The sequence below is a fragment of the Pseudomonas sp. D3-27 genome, assembly GCF_051132165.1.
Taxonomy (GTDB): Bacteria; Pseudomonadota; Gammaproteobacteria; order Pseudomonadales; family Pseudomonadaceae; genus Aquipseudomonas.
In genome coordinates this window covers 5170914-5187028 of the sequence record NZ_CP071667.1, presented here as the reverse complement: position 1 = coordinate 5187028, position 16115 = coordinate 5170914, and the positions used below count along the sequence as shown (strand labels likewise).

The 16115-nt window shown below is 60.3% G+C and carries 8 protein-coding genes; 4 read left to right on the top strand and 4 right to left on the bottom strand.

Annotated features, from left to right (window positions below; genetic code table 11):
• Window positions 1–323 precede the first annotated feature (323 nt).
• The 3 genes from gltB (at window position 324) to hemE (ending at window position 7559) form a co-directional block, all read left to right on the top strand.
• Complete coding sequence (gene gltB, locus J3P92_RS23235; protein ID WP_420767046.1) at window positions 324–4772, top strand: glutamate synthase large subunit; 4449 nt, start codon at window positions 324–326, stop codon at window positions 4770–4772.
• 33 nt (window positions 4773–4805) lie between these two features.
• Entirely contained in the window at window positions 4806–6224 is a 1419-nt protein-coding gene (locus J3P92_RS23230) for an FAD-dependent oxidoreductase (RefSeq protein ID WP_434649206.1), read from the top strand.
• Window positions 6225–6491: 267 nt separating this feature from the next.
• Complete coding sequence (gene hemE / locus J3P92_RS23225; protein WP_434561064.1) at window positions 6492–7559, top strand: uroporphyrinogen decarboxylase; 1068 nt, start codon at window positions 6492–6494, stop codon at window positions 7557–7559.
• 49 nt (window positions 7560–7608) lie between these two features.
• Here hemE and J3P92_RS23220 read toward each other — a convergent pair whose 3' ends face one another.
• Complete coding sequence (locus tag J3P92_RS23220; RefSeq protein WP_434611678.1) at window positions 7609–8880, bottom strand: MFS transporter; 1272 nt, start codon at window positions 8878–8880, stop codon at window positions 7609–7611.
• A 138-nt stretch (window positions 8881–9018) separates the two neighbouring features.
• On the opposite strand from J3P92_RS23220, the gene J3P92_RS23215 reads away from it, so the two are divergent.
• The gene (locus J3P92_RS23215) at window positions 9019–9921 is read left to right on the top strand and encodes a LysR family transcriptional regulator (protein WP_420767060.1); all 903 of its coding nucleotides are present in this window, start codon (window positions 9019–9021) and stop codon (window positions 9919–9921) included.
• A 50-nt stretch (window positions 9922–9971) separates the two neighbouring features.
• On the opposite strand, the gene J3P92_RS23210 is transcribed toward J3P92_RS23215, so the two are convergent.
• From J3P92_RS23210 to J3P92_RS23200, 3 genes are all read right to left on the bottom strand, one after another.
• Window positions 9972–14042 (bottom strand): dermonecrotic toxin domain-containing protein, encoded by a 4071-nt coding sequence (locus J3P92_RS23210; RefSeq protein WP_434649204.1) that lies wholly within the window; start codon window positions 14040–14042, stop codon window positions 9972–9974.
• A gap of 114 nt (window positions 14043–14156) precedes the next feature.
• Entirely contained in the window at window positions 14157–15182 is a 1026-nt protein-coding gene (locus tag J3P92_RS23205; RefSeq protein ID WP_434711751.1) for an alpha/beta fold hydrolase, read from the bottom strand.
• A 476-nt stretch (window positions 15183–15658) separates the two neighbouring features.
• Window positions 15659–16105 (bottom strand): excinuclease, encoded by a 447-nt coding sequence (locus tag J3P92_RS23200; protein WP_434561056.1) that lies wholly within the window; start codon window positions 16103–16105, stop codon window positions 15659–15661.
• Window positions 16106–16115 lie beyond the last annotated feature (10 nt).

The window sequence follows — 16115 nt, the reverse complement described above, 5'->3', positions numbered from 1 at the left end:
TCTCCCGGCAACCTCAAAATTTCCGCAAGGGCGGGCGGCCTTTCAGGCCGCGCGCCTTGTGGTGTCTGCGTCACAGTAGTGTTTGAGTCGTAGCGGTCGAACCCAAAAAAGTTTTGACTAGCACAGCATATAGCTTTAAACCTTTCACAAATGCGACATGGATTTGCGACAGTTCGTCGTCAAATTTGTGGGCCTCTGTGTCGGTGTGTACAATGACCTCCCTTTTGCCCCCGCAAAGCTGGCGTACGTTCGGCGCGGCATGCAACTGGTTGAATTGAAAAGAAATTTGCCTCGCTAAGAGGCAGCCTGGTGAGAAAGTGTCTATGAAAGCAGGTCTGTACCAACCAGATGAATTCAAGGATAACTGCGGTTTCGGCCTGATAGCCCATATGCAGGGCGAGCCCAGTCATACCCTTTTGCAAACGGCCATTGAGGCCCTGACCTGCATGACCCACCGTGGTGGGATCAACGCCGACGGCAAGACCGGTGACGGTTGTGGCTTGCTGATTCAAAAGCCAGACGAGTTCCTGCGTGCCATTGCCCAGGAAACGTTTGGCGTGACCCTGCCCAAGCAGTACGCCGTGGGCATGGTGTTTTTCAATCAGGACCCGGTCAAGGCCCAGGCCGCTCGCGAGAACATGAACCGCGAGATCCTGGCCGCCGGCCTGCAGCTCGTCGGCTGGCGCAAAGTGCCGATCGACACCAGCGTCCTCGGCCGCCTGGCCCTCGAGCGCCTGCCGCTGATCGAACAGGTGTTCATTGCCGGTGAAGGCCTGAGCGACCAGGAAATGGCGATCAAGCTGTTCAGCTCACGTCGTCGTTCGTCCGTGGCCAACGCCGCCGACACCGATCACTACATCTGCAGCTTTTCCCACAAGACCATTATCTATAAAGGCCTGATGATGCCGGCGGACCTCACCGCCTTCTATCCGGACCTGAGCGACGAGCGCCTGAAAACCGCGATCTGCGTGTTTCACCAGCGCTTCTCCACCAACACCCTGCCGAAATGGCCACTGGCCCAGCCATTCCGCTTCCTCGCCCACAACGGCGAGATCAACACCATCACCGGCAACCGCAACTGGGCCCTGGCCCGTCGCACCAAGTTCGCCAACGATTTGATGCCGGACCTCGAAGAGCTTGGCCCGCTGGTCAACCGCGTCGGTTCGGACTCCTCGAGCATGGACAACATGCTGGAGCTGATGGTCACCGGCGGCATCGACCTGTTCCGTGGCGTGCGCATGCTCGTGCCGCCTGCCTGGCAGAACGTCGAGACCATGGACCCGGACCTGCGGGCCTTCTATGAATACAACTCCATGCACATGGAGCCGTGGGACGGCCCGGCCGGTATCGTCATGACCGACGGTCGCTATGCGGTGTGCCTGCTGGACCGTAACGGCCTGCGCCCGGCGCGCTGGGTCACCACGACCAATGGTTTCATCACCCTGGCCTCGGAAATCGGTGTCTGGAACTACCAGCCCGAAGACGTCATCGCCAAAGGCCGCGTAGGCCCTGGGCAGATCTTTGCCGTGGACACCGAGACCGGCCAGATCCTCGACACCGACGCCATCGACAACCGTCTCAAGTCCCGTCATCCATACAAGCAATGGCTGCGCAAGAATGCCCTGCGCATTCAGGCGACCATGGAAGACAACGACCACGGTTCGGCCTTTTATGACGTCGACCAGCTCAAGCAGTACATGAAGATGTACCAGGTGACGTTCGAGGAACGTGACCAGGTGCTTCGTCCGCTGGGCGAGCAGGGCTACGAAGCGGTCGGCTCCATGGGCGACGACACGCCGATGGCGGTACTGTCCCAGCGCGTGCGCACGCCGTACGACTACTTCCGCCAGCAGTTCGCCCAGGTGACCAACCCGCCGATCGACCCGCTGCGCGAAGCGATCGTGATGTCCCTGGAAATCTGCCTGGGCGCCGAGCGCAACATTTTCCAGGAATCGCCAGAGCATGCCTCGCGGGTGATTCTCAGCTCGCCGGTCATTTCGCCGGCCAAGTGGCGCTCGTTGACCAACCTCGAACGCCCTGGCTTCGAGCGTCAGGTCATCGACCTGAACTATGACGAAAGCGTCGGCCTGGAAGCAGCGATCCGCAACATCGCCGACCAGGCTGAAGAAGCCGCGCGCGCCGGCCGTACCCAGATCGTGCTGACTGACCGTCACATCGCCCCGGGCAAGCTGCCGATCCACGCCTCCCTGGCCACTGGCGCGGTGCACCATCGCCTGACCGAGAAAGGCCTGCGCTGCGATTCCAACATTCTGGTGGAAACCGCTACCGCACGTGACCCGCATCACTTTGCGGTGCTGATCGGCTTCGGCGCTTCGGCGGTCTATCCGTTCCTGGCCTACGAAGTGCTGGGCGACCTGATCCGTACCGGTGAAGTGCTGGGCGACCTCTACGAGGTGTTCAAGAACTACCGCAAAGGCATCACCAAGGGCCTGCTCAAGATCCTGTCGAAGATGGGCATCTCGACCATCGCTTCGTACCGTGGCGCGCAATTGTTCGAGGCCATCGGTCTCTCGGAAGAAGTTTGCGAACTGAGCTTCCGTGGCGTACCGAGCCGCATCAAGGGTGCGCGTTTCGTCGATATCGAAGCCGAGCAGAAAGCCCTGGCGGCCGAAGCCTGGAGCCCGCGCAAGCCGATCCAGCAAGGCGGCCTGTTGAAGTTCGTCCACGGTGGCGAATACCACGCCTACAACCCGGACGTGGTCAACACCCTGCAAGCGGCCGTGCAACAAGGCGACTACAGCAAGTTCAAGGAATACACCGCGCTGGTGGACAACCGTCCGGTGTCGATGATCCGCGACCTGCTCAAGGTCAAGACCCTCGACACGCCGCTGGACATCAGTGAAGTGGAACCGCTGGAATCGGTGCTCAAGCGCTTCGATTCGGCCGGTATCTCCCTGGGCGCGTTGTCCCCGGAAGCCCACGAAGCCCTGGCCGAAGCCATGAACCGCCTCGGTGCGCGTTCCAACTCCGGTGAAGGTGGTGAAGACCCGGCGCGCTACGGCACCATCAAGAGTTCGAAAATCAAGCAAGTGGCGACCGGCCGCTTCGGCGTTACGCCGGAATACCTGGTCAACGCCGAAGTGCTGCAGATCAAGGTTGCCCAAGGCGCCAAGCCCGGCGAAGGCGGCCAATTGCCCGGTGGCAAGGTCAACGGCCTGATTGCCAAGCTGCGCTATGCGGTTCCCGGCGTGACCCTGATCTCGCCACCACCGCACCACGACATCTACTCGATCGAAGACTTGTCGCAACTGATCTTCGACCTCAAGCAGGTGAACCCGAAGGCCCTGGTCTCGGTGAAACTGGTGGCGGAAGCGGGCGTAGGCACCATTGCCGCCGGCGTGGCGAAAGCCTATGCCGACCTGATCACCATCTCCGGCTATGACGGCGGCACCGGCGCATCGCCGCTGACTTCCATCAAATACGCTGGCGCGCCGTGGGAACTGGGCCTGGCCGAAACCCACCAGACCCTGCGCGGCAACGATTTGCGCGGCAAGGTCCGGGTGCAGACCGACGGTGGCCTGAAGACCGGCCTGGACGTGATCAAGGCCGCCATCCTCGGCGCCGAGAGCTTCGGCTTCGGCACCGCGCCGATGATCGCCCTGGGCTGCAAATACCTGCGCATCTGCCACCTGAACAACTGCGCCACCGGCGTGGCGACCCAGAACGACAAGCTGCGCAAGGACCACTACATCGGTACCGTCGACATGGTGGTGAATTTCTTCACCTACGTGGCCGAAGAAACCCGCGAGTGGCTGGCAAAGCTGGGCGTACGCTCGCTGGAAGAGCTGATCGGCCGTACCGATCTGCTGGAAGTGATCGAGGGCCAGACCGCCAAGCAGCATCACTTGGACCTGACCCCGTTGCTGGGCAGTGATCTGATTCCGGCGGACAAGCCACAGTTCTGCCATGTCGATCGCAACCCGCCGTTCGACAAGGGTGAGCTGGCCGAGAAGATGGTCGACATGGCCGCTGCGGCGATCAACGACCTGAGCGGTGCCGAATTCGAACTGGACATCTGCAACTGCGACCGTTCCATCGGCGCGCGGATCTCCGGGGAAATCGCTCGCAAACACGGCAACCAGGGCATGGCCCATGCGCCGATCACCTTCCGCTTCACGGGCACGGCCGGGCAAAGCTTCGGCGTCTGGAACGCTGGCGGCCTGAACATGTACCTGGAAGGTGATGCAAACGACTACGTGGGCAAGGGCATGACCGGTGGCAAGCTGGTCATCGTTCCGCCCAAGGGCAGCGTCTACAAGACCCAGGACAGTGCGATCATCGGCAACACCTGCCTGTACGGCGCCACGGGCGGCAAGTTGTTTGCCGCCGGCACCGCAGGCGAGCGTTTCGCCGTGCGTAACTCCGGCGCCCACACCGTGGTGGAAGGCACCGGGGATCACTGCTGCGAGTACATGACCGGTGGTTTCGTCTGCGTATTGGGCAAGACCGGTTACAACTTCGGTTCTGGCATGACCGGCGGTTTCGCCTACGTGCTTGACCAGGACAACACGTTCGTTGACCGGGTCAACCACGAACTGGTGGAAATCCAGCGCATCAGCGGCGAGGCGATGGAGGCCTACCGTAGCCACCTGCAACGCGTGCTGAACGAGTACGTCGAGGAAACCAACAGCGAGTGGGGTCGTGAACTCGCCGAGAACCTCGATGACTACGTGCGTCGTTTCTGGCTGGTCAAGCCGAAGGCGGCCAACCTGAAATCGTTGCTTTCCAGCACCCGTGCCAACCCGCAGTGATATGCGCCTGAAGAGTTTGATGAGGTTTTAACAATGGCTGAACGTCTGAATAACGACTTCCAGTTCATCGATGTCGGGCGCAAGGATCCGAAGAAGAAACTGTTGCGTCAACGCAAGAAAGAGTTCGTGGAAATCTACGAGCCTTTCAAACCCCAGCAGTCGGCCGACCAGGCCCACCGTTGCCTGGGTTGTGGTAACCCGTACTGCGAATGGAAGTGCCCGGTGCACAACTTCATTCCCAACTGGCTGAAGTTGGTGGCTGAGGGCAACATCCTCCAGGCCGCCGAGCTGTCCCACCAGACCAACACCCTGCCGGAAGTCTGCGGCCGGGTGTGCCCGCAGGATCGTCTGTGCGAAGGTGCCTGCACCCTCAACGACGGTTTCGGCGCGGTGACCATTGGTTCGGTGGAGAAGTACATCACCGATACCGCGTTCGCCATGGGCTGGCGCCCGGACATGTCCAAGGTCAAGCCGACCGGCAAGCGCGTGGCGATCATCGGCGCGGGCCCGGCGGGCCTTGGCTGTGCCGACGTGTTGGTACGTGGCGGCGTGACCCCGGTGGTGTTCGACAAAAACCCCGAAATTGGTGGCCTGCTGACCTTCGGCATCCCCGAGTTCAAGCTGGAAAAGACCGTGCTGAGCAATCGTCGCGAAGTCTTCACCGGCATGGGCATCGAGTTCCGCCTGAACACCGAGGTGGGCAAGGACGTGACCATGGAGCAACTGCTCGAAGAGTACGATGCGGTCTTCATGGGCATGGGCACCTACACCTACATGAAGGGCGGTTTTGCCGGTGAGGACCTGCCGGGCGTCTACGACGCGCTGGACTTCTTGATCGCCAACGTCAACCGCAACCTGGGCTTTGAAAAGTCGCCGGATGATTTCGTCGACATGAAGGGCAAGAAGGTCGTGGTGCTCGGCGGTGGCGACACGGCGATGGACTGCAACCGCACGTCGATTCGCCAGGGCGCCAAGTCGGTGACCTGCGCCTATCGTCGTGACGAAGCGAACATGCCAGGCTCGCGCAAAGAGGTGAAGAACGCCAAGGAAGAAGGCGTGAAGTTCCTCTACAACCGCCAGCCGATCGCCATTGTCGGTGAGGACAAGGTCGAAGGCGTGAAGGTGGTCGAGACCCGTCTCGGCGAGCCGGACGCCCGCGGTCGCCGCAGCCCCGAGCCGATCCCCGGTTCCGAAGAGATCATCCCGGCGGACGCCGTGGTCATCGCCTTCGGCTTCCGCCCGAGCCCGGCGCCATGGTTCGAGCAGTTCAGCATCCAGACCGACAGCCAGGGCCGCGTCGTTGCCCCGGAGCAGGGTCGGTACAAGCACCAGACCAGCAACCCGAAGATCTTCGCCGGCGGCGACATGGTCCGGGGTTCCGACCTGGTGGTGACGGCGATCTTCGAAGGCCGCAATGCGGCGGAAGGGATCCTGGATTACCTGCAAGTCTGAGCCGCGTCCAGACCTGAAATGGGGTAACCCTGTGGGAGCGAGCTTGCTCGCGATGGCGGTAGATCAGTTGCCAGACGCATTGGCTGACATGCCGCCATCGCGAGCAAGTCGGGGCGCCGAATCGTCGCTCCCACAGTTGTTTGTGGTGTTTTGGAAGACTGCGTTGCACCGCGACAAATTGCCCCGATAGATAAAAGGCACGGCTCTTGCCGTGCCTTTTACGTCGCGCTCTGAGAAAATGCCTGCACTTTTTTTCCGGATGCCGACATGACTGCCCTGAAGAACGACCGCTTCCTTCGCGCCCTGCTCAAGCAACCCGTAGACGTCACCCCTGTGTGGATGATGCGTCAGGCCGGTCGCTATTTGCCGGAGTACCGCGCCAGCCGCGCCAAGGCCGGTGACTTCATGAGCCTGTGCATGAATCCGCAGTTCGCCTGCGAAGTCACGATGCAGCCGCTGGACCGCTACCCGCAACTGGACGCGGCGATCCTGTTTTCCGACATCCTCACCATCCCCGACGCCATGGGCCAAGGCCTGTACTTTGAAACCGGCGAAGGTCCGCGCTTCAAGAAAGTCGTCAGCACCCTGGCCGACATCGAGGCCCTGCCGATCCCCGATCCGCAGAAGGACCTGGGCTACGTCATGGACGCGGTCAGCACCATCCGCCGTGAACTCAACGGTCGCGTCCCGTTGATCGGCTTTTCGGGCAGCCCTTGGACGCTGGCGACGTACATGGTCGAAGGCGGCTCGTCGAAGGATTTCCGCAAGACCAAGGCGATGCTCTACGACAATCCGCAAGCCATGCATCTGCTGTTGGACAAGCTGGCGCAGTCGGTCACGTCGTACCTCAACGGCCAGATCATGGCCGGTGCCCAGGCGGTGCAGATCTTCGATACGTGGGGCGGCAACCTGTCGGCGGCGGCATACCAGGAGTTCTCCCTGGCCTACATGCGCAAGATCGTCAGCGGCCTGATCCGAGAGCACGAAGGTCGCAAGGTCCCGGTGATCCTGTTCACCAAGAATGGTGGGCTGTGGTTGGAGAGTATCGCCGATGCCGGCGCCGATGCCTTGGGCCTGGACTGGACCTGCGACATCGGCAACGCCCGCCAGCGTGTCGGTCACAAGGTCGCGCTGCAAGGCAACATGGACCCGACCGTGCTGTATGCCAAGCCTGAAGCCATCCGTGCCGAAGTCGGACGCATCCTCGCCAGCTATGGCAAGGGCAGTGGCCACGTGTTCAATCTCGGCCACGGCATCACGCCGGAAGTCGACCCGGAACACGCCGGCGCTTTCCTGCGCGCGGTGCATGAGTTGTCGGGCCAATATCACGACTGATTTCAGCCCTGTCCTACCCGCCTGTCCGGCCCCTACCGGACAGGCTTTTTTATGTCTGGCTGTTTATGTGTTGCTCATTTCCCGGCAGCAGCGGCAGTTTCGCCAGTTTCACCGCCACCAACAATGCAATCACCAGCAACGTCCCGATGAACACGCCGACACCGTTCCAGCCTCCCAGGTGCCACGCCACGCCGCCCGCGGTGCCCGCGACGCTGGAGCCGGCGTAGTAGCTGAACAGATAAAGCGACGACGCCTGCCCCTTCGCCTTGAGGGCGCGACGGCCAATCCAGCTGCTGGCGACCGAGTGCGCCCCGAAGAAACCGAAGGTGAACACCAGCATGCCGATGACCACCAGCCATAGCGGCGAGAACAAGGTCAGGACGAGGCCCGCCAACATCAGGGCGATGGTCGCCCAGAGCATCTTGCGACGCCCGAGCTTGTCGGCCATGGCGCCCACCTTCGCCGAGCTGTAGATGCCGGAGAGGTACACCACTGAAAGCAGCCCGACGAATGCCTGGTCCAGGTGATAAGGCGCGGCCAGCAGGCGGTAGCCAATGTAGTTGAACAGCGTCACGAACGCGCCCATCAACACGAAGGCTTCAAGAAACAGCAGCGGCAGGCCGGCGTCGCGAAAGTGCATGATGAAACCGTCCAGCAGACTGCGTGGATGCAGCGACCGGGGGCGGAAATTGCGCGATTCAGGAAGAATCCGCCAAAACACCGCCGCCGCGATCAGGGCCAGGCCGCCGATTACCAGCATTGCGGTGTGCCAGCTGACGAAGTCGATCAACACGCCGGCGATCAGGCGCCCGCTCATGCCGCCAATCGCGTTGCCGGCGATATACAGCCCCATTGCCAGGCCGATGTGCTTGGGATGAATTTCTTCGCTCAGGTACGTCATCGCCACCGCGGCCAAGCCACTGAGCGACAACCCCACCAAGGCGCGCAGGACAAGGACGCCTTGCCAAGTGGGCATCATGGCACTGGCGATTGTGCAGAGCGCCGCGGCAAACAGCGCCGCCACCATGACCGATTTACGACCGATACGGTCGGAAATCGGGCCGGTGATCAACAGGCCGATGGCAAGCAGGCCGGTCGCCACCGACAGGATCAAGCTGCTCTGGGCGGCGTTGATTGAAAACTCCAGGGACAGCAGCGGCATCATCGGCTGCACGCAATACAGCAGGGCGAACGTCGCGAAGCCGCCACAGAACAAGGCGAGCACCGTACGCATGAACATCGGCGTGCCTTTTTCAATGAAGATGTCTTTGAGTTCGGCGCCGACGTTGTCCTCTGTGCGAGACGGGACTTCATGGGCCAGTGGAGCGGTAGCAGTTTTCACGGTGGACCTCGGGAGCACGACCAGGCAGGCGTTGAAAAAAGCATATAGCCGGCTAATGTTTCTATCCAATATATTATTCGACCTGTTTAAGACGTTTTGCGACCTATTGGATTACCCATGGAATTGCGCCACCTGCGTTACTTCATCGCCGTTGCCGAAGAATTGCATTTCGGCCGCGCCGCGCTGGCCCTGGGCATCTCTCAACCGCCCTTGAGCCAGCAGATCCAGGCGCTGGAAGAAGAAATCGGCGCGCGGTTGTTCGAGCGCACCAATCGTCGGGTCGAACTGAGCGAGGCCGGGCGGCTGTTCCTGGAAGAAGCCAGACGCGTGCTGGCGCAAGTCGACAAGGCGGCCGACGTAGCGCGCCGTGCCCAATTGGGAGAATTGGGCGAGCTGAAAATCGGTTTCACGTCCTCGGCACCGTTCAATTCGACCATTCCCCAAGCGATCTTCAACTTTCGCCAACGCTTCCCGGCCGTCCACCTCAACCTGCGAGAGATGAGCAGCACCCAGGTCTCCGATGCGTTGGTGGATGAAACCATCGAGGTGGGCATCATGCGGCCGTTGCCGTTGCCCGATTCACTGGTGGAAATCGAGCTCAGCCGCGAGCCCTTGGTGGCCGTGCTTGGCGCCAAGCACCCGCTTGCCCAGGGCAGCGACGAAGGCTTGTACCTGTCGGCGCTGGCCCACGAGCCTTTCGTATTTTTCCCACGAAGCTACGGCAGCGGTCTTTACGCCCAGCTATTGAATCTGGCCCGCGACGCCGGTTTCAGTCCGCACTTCGCCCAGGAAGCAGGGGAGGCCATGACCATCATCGGCCTGGTGGCGGCTGGCCTCGGGGTCTCGGTGTTGCCGGCGTCTTACCAACGCATGCGTATCGACGGCGTGGTCTATCGGCCGCTGCTAGACCCGGCGGCGGTTTCGGCGGTGTGGCTGGTCCAGCGCAAGGACCAGCGTTCGCCGATGGCCGCGGCGTTTGTGGCGTTGTTGACCGACGGAGCGGATTCACCCGGATCCTAGGCTCTGTACGCAATGTATTCGCGGTCCACGGGCTGACCTGGCACTCTTGCTCAATCCCCCCAGACCGTAGCGTTTCGGGTCGCGTGATAGTCGTAAAAACCTTGGAGAGTCCAGGTATCGCCGTGACGTTCGAACGCGGCGCGCCATGCGCCTCTTCCTCCGCCAAAACCCAACTGGGCCATGTCGTACCAGTAATATCGGTTGATTTTTTTTGTGGTGATCCTGCCGGCACGGAGGTCATCCATGATTTCCATGACTTTCACTCTGGCGGTTCCCGGGAAATTGTCATATGACATCTGCGCCTCAGCCAATGGGCTGATCGTCACCGTGTACCTGGGAATAACGGTGGGAGCCTGCGGCGTGATAGCGGCTGGAGTAGAAGCGGAGGCCTGTCCGGTGACCTTGTTGGAGGCGGCTTGGGTGACCAGCTCGATATCGAAAGGGCTGTAGTTTTCAAGGGTTCTGGTGAAATTGTTGATGTCTTCTTCAGTGGTGAAAAATGCGCTTCGCTGGGTCTTGCCTCGGTTGACGATAATGTAGGGGATCTTGAAATTCCTGATCTCGGTGAGTAACCCGGGTCTGTGTCGACGGGCCCTTCCTTTCCTGAATTCGTCGATGATCTTGACCTGATACTCCGGCGAATCCAGGTACGCTTGCCTTGCGGCCGCCACAGCTGGCCCGTCCCCGGTAAACATCGTGTCCAACTTGGCGTCCATGGAGTTTTCCACGTACTTCACCGTGTCGGTAATATCCTTGGCTATCCTGTCGGCAGCCTCTTTTTTCTTTCCCGTTTTCGGGACGATCACAATGTATTTCGCACCCGTGACGTTGTCGGGCAATATCGTTGTGCTTACTTTGAGTTGATGGTCGAGGGTGAACTCATCCTTGTGCTTGACCAGCGTCTCATACAGCCGCATTTTTTGCGGCGGGGTGAGGGAAAAGTGTTTTCCTTTTTGAAGATTGTCATTCGTTCGCTCAACCAGTTCCCAAATACAGATTTTATTGGCCAGGTTCTTACGGTGAGCTTTATGCCTGGCAAAATTCTGTCGATTTACGGTTCTCATCAACGAGCGGTAAGTCTCGACGTCGGTCGCGCCAACGTCATCGATACTTTCCTTGAGTATGCGTTCGGCCAAGGTCTCAGGCATCGTGCGGACGACACGCTTCGTCATGTCGACGACTTCGCGAGGCAGGTCATGCCCGTTGGGCAGCACGCCCTCCACCAGTGCGTTGAAGGTTCGATCTTCGGCACGCTCCGGATCCCGGCTGAAATACCCGCCTCCGCCGAGCAGCCGCTGCCGCTCCTGCACGGTCCATTGGCCGTTTTCCCACGTCACTGCGCGCTGGTCCGTGCGGTTGCTCGGTGTGTAGATGACTCGTTCGCCGTTCTGGAAAGCCGTTTTGAAGTAATCCTTCCCGAGCTTCAGATAACCCTGTCCGTGAACATCCCTATAGAGGCTGCGCCCCTCGGGCAGCAGCCCCTTGCCATCGAAGCCTTTGAGCTGGAACGGCTTTAGCTGCGGGTCCGGCATGCGAGGCAGCGATGCCAAGGCCGGATGGGCCTTGCCCCGACGCCGTGTCGCGCGGGCCATGATCAAGTCTTGCCCGCCCTCGGCCAGCACCTCACCCAGCCCGCGGATGGAATCGCTCGTCCACTGGCCGACGCTGCCGTCTTCATCCTGTATCGCCGAGACGGCGGCACCGCCTGCCAGGGTCGGCAAGATCGCTCGTCCCAATATCCCACCCAAGCGGCCCACCGGAACCATGGACATAGCCCCGGTCAACAGGGCTACACCGTTGCGACGCCCTTCCCGAGCCGCTGCGCTGTCGCGTTCGGCGTTGCTCACTGTCAGGGTCTGTACCGTTTTGAGGACATGGGTTATCTGCGTTTCATGCAATGCCTTCAACAGGTCGCCCTCGACCACGGGCGAAGTGACTTTTAAGGCGAAATCGTTTCGAGTCCTGTCCCTTGTCCATTTGAAAACCGATTGCGTGACCTTTTTTATTTTCGCTTGGACGGTCAGGTCATCTTCTGCCGGCAACATGCCTGCGACCTGAGCGGCTTGCTCCGGCAACGGAAGATGGGAGATCAGCCAGCGGGTCATCTCCGGGGTGGCCGTGAGGGTCTGCGCCAACGCTGTTTGCAACGCCCGTCCGCTGCCTGATGCATCCACGTCCCTGAAGGTTTTTCCGTCCGGCGCACCCGGCGTGTACAAGGTCAACGAAGGACGGCTGGCGAATGACTTCACTCCGAACGCAAGCAGGTCCTTCAACACGCTGTCGCCCCAATGCAATTGCCGGACGACCACTTCATGCCCGTTGACCTTGCCACGTCCCGCCGATCCAGGGCGGTCCAGTGCCGCCAGGACCAGCTTCAAGCCGGTGTTGTCCTTGTCGTGTCGCAGGTCTCCCGAGATATGGGCCGCCCACACCTGGGCCCGCATGTGCTTTGCTTTCACACCCATCCATTGAGTCTGTCGCTCCCGTGCCATGCGTTGCAGCACAGCCGGAAGGCGCGCACCCACGTCGGCCCGCTCGATGACGTCGACAATCTGTGCAAAGCTCAACGGGCCAACGACGGTGTGGTGGGCTGCCTGGCGCTCATCATCCGTCAGGTTGGACATCGCCCAGTCCGTCAGCAAGCGCGTGTCGTCCTGGAACGCTTTGGCACTGCCCATTGAGACCCCAGCCCCGAACGGTGAATGGCCCGTCGGCGCGTGCGGATCGACCGTCTCTTTTCGGATACTCAAGGTTATGTCGTCAGGATCAGCCGCTGGGTACTTCGCTTTGATGAAGCCGGCCAGCAGCGTGCGAGCCTGGTCCCGAATGGCCTGCGCAGTGCCCATTGAAACCGGGTCCGGCGGCGCCGCCATATCGGTGAGGGTTTCTTGTAAGGCCTGCGTCGCCTGCCACCACGCCAGACGGTCGCTGCCGATGATATGGGGGCTGGCGTGCAGCCAATGATGCAGGCTCTTGAGCTTCAGCCGAAACTCACGTTCGTCCAGGGCGCCTGCCAGATCCAATCGCATTCCAAGGTCCGCTGCGGCGTCCAGCCGATGCATCCAATCGGAGATGTTTTCCCCGTCGACAACATCGCTCGACAAGGCATCGCGGATGGCGGCTTTTTGCGTTGTCCGCACGTCCGTGACCAGACGCGTCAGGAAGTTTTGCTCCAACGGCACGAGTTCCACCTCATCTGCGGTGCTGTCGCCTATGAAGGAAATCTTCAGTTGCTTTGAGTCTTCGTAGACCTCCAACGGCCTACCGGGACGGTACAGCACGGCACCTCCCCAATCCACGTCCGCGTCATGTCGCGACAGGACAGCGGCGCTGGTTACCGGAACGGACAATCCCCAATCATCGAAAGCGGCGATCAGGCTGTACACCCCGGGCCTGCTACCCTCCGCCAGCTTGTTACGAGACGCCGCGTCCGGCGCCGACAGCGAATCCATTACCGCCTTATGCATCGGCGGGCTCAGCGTTTTGTCATGCAGATGAAGGTTCGCCAGTGCCGTGAGTTGCGCAGCGAGTTCGTTCGCCAACCAGTCACTGACGTTTCGTCCCTGGCTGAACGCGGCCGGCGTATCCCAGAAGTCATCCAGCGCTGTCATGAGCAGCTGTTCATAAGCGACTGGCGTGGTACCGAGCAGTCGCTGGAATTGTTTTTTCGCCGCGGGACTGTTCAGGGCGGTGGGCACTCGCTTGGAGCCGTCCATTTCCACGACTATTTCAAGGCTGTCCAGATCAGCAAAGCTATCGCTGATATCTACCTGGCCGGCAATGGCGCGCCAGAAAAAATGTTCAAGGCCGGCAATATCTTCTTTTTTTTGTCTGAAGATCTGCCCGTTGGGTTCACGCTCCGATTGAGAGAGCCGGGCCTTCTGCGATGTGCGCACGAAAAGCTGATCGACCGCCATATCGCCCGCGACGGTGGGGAAGGTTCGCTTGAACCAATATTCCAAGTGTTGCCTGGTGACCCGGCAAGGACGTGGCGCGGCCTTGCTCAGGTTTATCATTTGCCGCTGCGAGGCGCTGACCTGGCGTGTCGATTCGGCACTGGGATCGCTGGCGCCATTGCCCTGTGGGATGTTGGGCTGGGGCGGTGAGTCGTTATCCAACATGGGCTCTTCCTGGGAAAGTTTCGGAAGAGGCAAGCTATTGGAGAACGCCGACGCAGGAGCGGTAAATAAATACCGCACGATGGGAGGGGCGACGGTGCAGTCGTCAGCTTCGGGTTACGAATTTCGGGGATGTGGATATTCCTTGTAATGCAGGAATGCCAGAATTGCGTCGCGAGTAGCTTGCGGTTGCTCTTCAAGGAGCCAGTGCCCGGTATTTTTCAATATCAGCGAGTGTGGTTGCGCGGCAATGCAAGCGGCCTGCTCGGTCAGCGTCCGCCCCCGGGAATGATCGCCGCCGATGATGAGTACCGGACCCGTCAGCTTGTTCCTGGAAAACTCCAGGTTGTCTTTGGCGTCATGTTCCACCCAGGCTGAGTAAAGTTTGAATGCGGCCTCCATTCGGCCAGGCCGGGCGTAGTCGGTTACCAGGGCCTGGCGAACTTCATCCGGCATTTTGTCGTTGCCTTCGAAAACAAAGTCATCGAAGAACATGTCCAGGTAGGTTCTTTCCTGCCCCTTGATCAAGGTGATAGCTGTTTTGCCAAAAAACCGGAAATGCCATTTGCTCGCAATGCCGGTTGACGGGTCGCCGTTGTAGGCACTTTCCCAGCCGGGAATACCGGGAAGGAATCCGTCCATCAATATCAGGTGCTTGGTGTCATCTGGATAAAGCGCGGCGTAGGCGTAGGCAATGATCAACCCCATATCGTGGCCAATGACATCGACTTGCTTGAGCTTCAGATGCATCACCAATTCGTGCAGGTCATGGGCCATGTTTTTCTTGTCATACCCAGCGCTGGAAATATCCGTTTCACCCGCGCCGCGATAGTCAGGAACGATGGGGGTAAAACCCGCCCGCACCAACGGCCCGATCAACGGCTCCCAGTTGCGCCAACTGCCCGGAAACCCATGCACCAGCAGGACCGGCTGCTCACCATCGCCGCAGATCACATAGTGCAGGCATATTCCATTCACATGTGCGTAAGCGTGCGTCAGCTTCACATCGTCAACCACCACGTTCTGTTCCCCGGCCGTGGTTGCGCTGTGGGGTGAGGAAGACGTGGAGACGACGCCCGACCAGGTTATCGTGTCCATCAGTTTCTTATCCATCGGCGGGCCGTAGTTGTTAGAGATCAACATACGAGTGGTGGCTCGGAGGGCGAACAGCCGGCCGAACGTTGACCTAAAACATCCTTGGGGTTGAGGAATGTTTTTCGTGTTTAGAATCTGGAACCGCTTTGAAGCTTTTGGATACTGTCAGAGTTGACAGGTCCGACGGGCGGTGAATTCATGGCGAGAATTGGATTTTTGGCTGGTGGTCGGGAACGTGACCCTAGCGCGAGGTTCAAGGGTTTTGTTGTGGGAAGTTTCGGAAATTATGTACTCCGGTTTCTGATCTTCGGCAGGCCCGGTGCGAATGTGTCGGAGAAGGAGTTTGAAAGGGGGGCCAGTTAGTCTGCTGGGGCCGCTGCGCAGCCCAGCGGGAGCGCGTCTGGGTAGAGGCCTGTGGGAGCGAGCTTGCTCGCGATGACGTCAGTAGATCCGGCATCACCGGTACTGATTCACCGCTAGCTCGCTGCCATAGTGGATTTAGCTATGTAAGCCCCAAATCCTGACTACTGCACCTTCGCCAGATCCCCTTTCAACGCTACCCCGGCCATGATTGCCCCAGCGTGGCATTCATAGGTCGTGGGGTCCTTGCGCTCGTTGCGCTTGTAGAAGCTGACGATGTTGGTGACGGCGTTGGCGCCGGCGTTTTTCGCGGCCTCGTGCAGGCTGATCAGGGCTGATTGCAGTACCCATTCGCAGGCCGCTTCGTCGGACTTGTTGAACGCGTTGGTTTTCTTGTTGGTGACCGCTCCCGGGCTGACCACGGAGACGTTGCCGGCCGGTTTGTGGCCGGCCAGGTAGAACTTCACGCTGCCGTCGATTTTGCCGGTGCGGATGGCTTCGGCGACCACTTTGTCGAATGGCAGGTACAACGCGGTATCACGGGCCTGGCTGAGGCTTGGCAAGGCGCCGAGCAACAGGGCGGCGGTTACAGCGATTTTCTTCAACGGCATCATGGTCTCC

Coding starts and splice junctions, on each gene's coding strand:
- gltB (WP_420767046.1), top strand. CDS start 324: ATGAAAGCAGGTCTGTACCAACCAGATGAATTCAAGGATAACTGCGGT.
- J3P92_RS23230 (WP_434649206.1), top strand. CDS start 4,806: ATGGCTGAACGTCTGAATAACGACTTCCAGTTCATCGATGTCGGGCGC.
- hemE (WP_434561064.1), top strand. CDS start 6,492: ATGACTGCCCTGAAGAACGACCGCTTCCTTCGCGCCCTGCTCAAGCAA.
- J3P92_RS23215 (WP_420767060.1), top strand. CDS start 9,019: ATGGAATTGCGCCACCTGCGTTACTTCATCGCCGTTGCCGAAGAATTG.
- J3P92_RS23210 (WP_434649204.1), bottom strand. CDS start 14,042: ATGTTGGATAACGACTCACCGCCCCAGCCCAACATCCCACAGGGCAAT.
- J3P92_RS23205 (WP_434711751.1), bottom strand. CDS start 15,182: ATGTTGATCTCTAACAACTACGGCCCGCCGATGGATAAGAAACTGATG.
- J3P92_RS23200 (WP_434561056.1), bottom strand. CDS start 16,105: ATGCCGTTGAAGAAAATCGCTGTAACCGCCGCCCTGTTGCTCGGCGCC.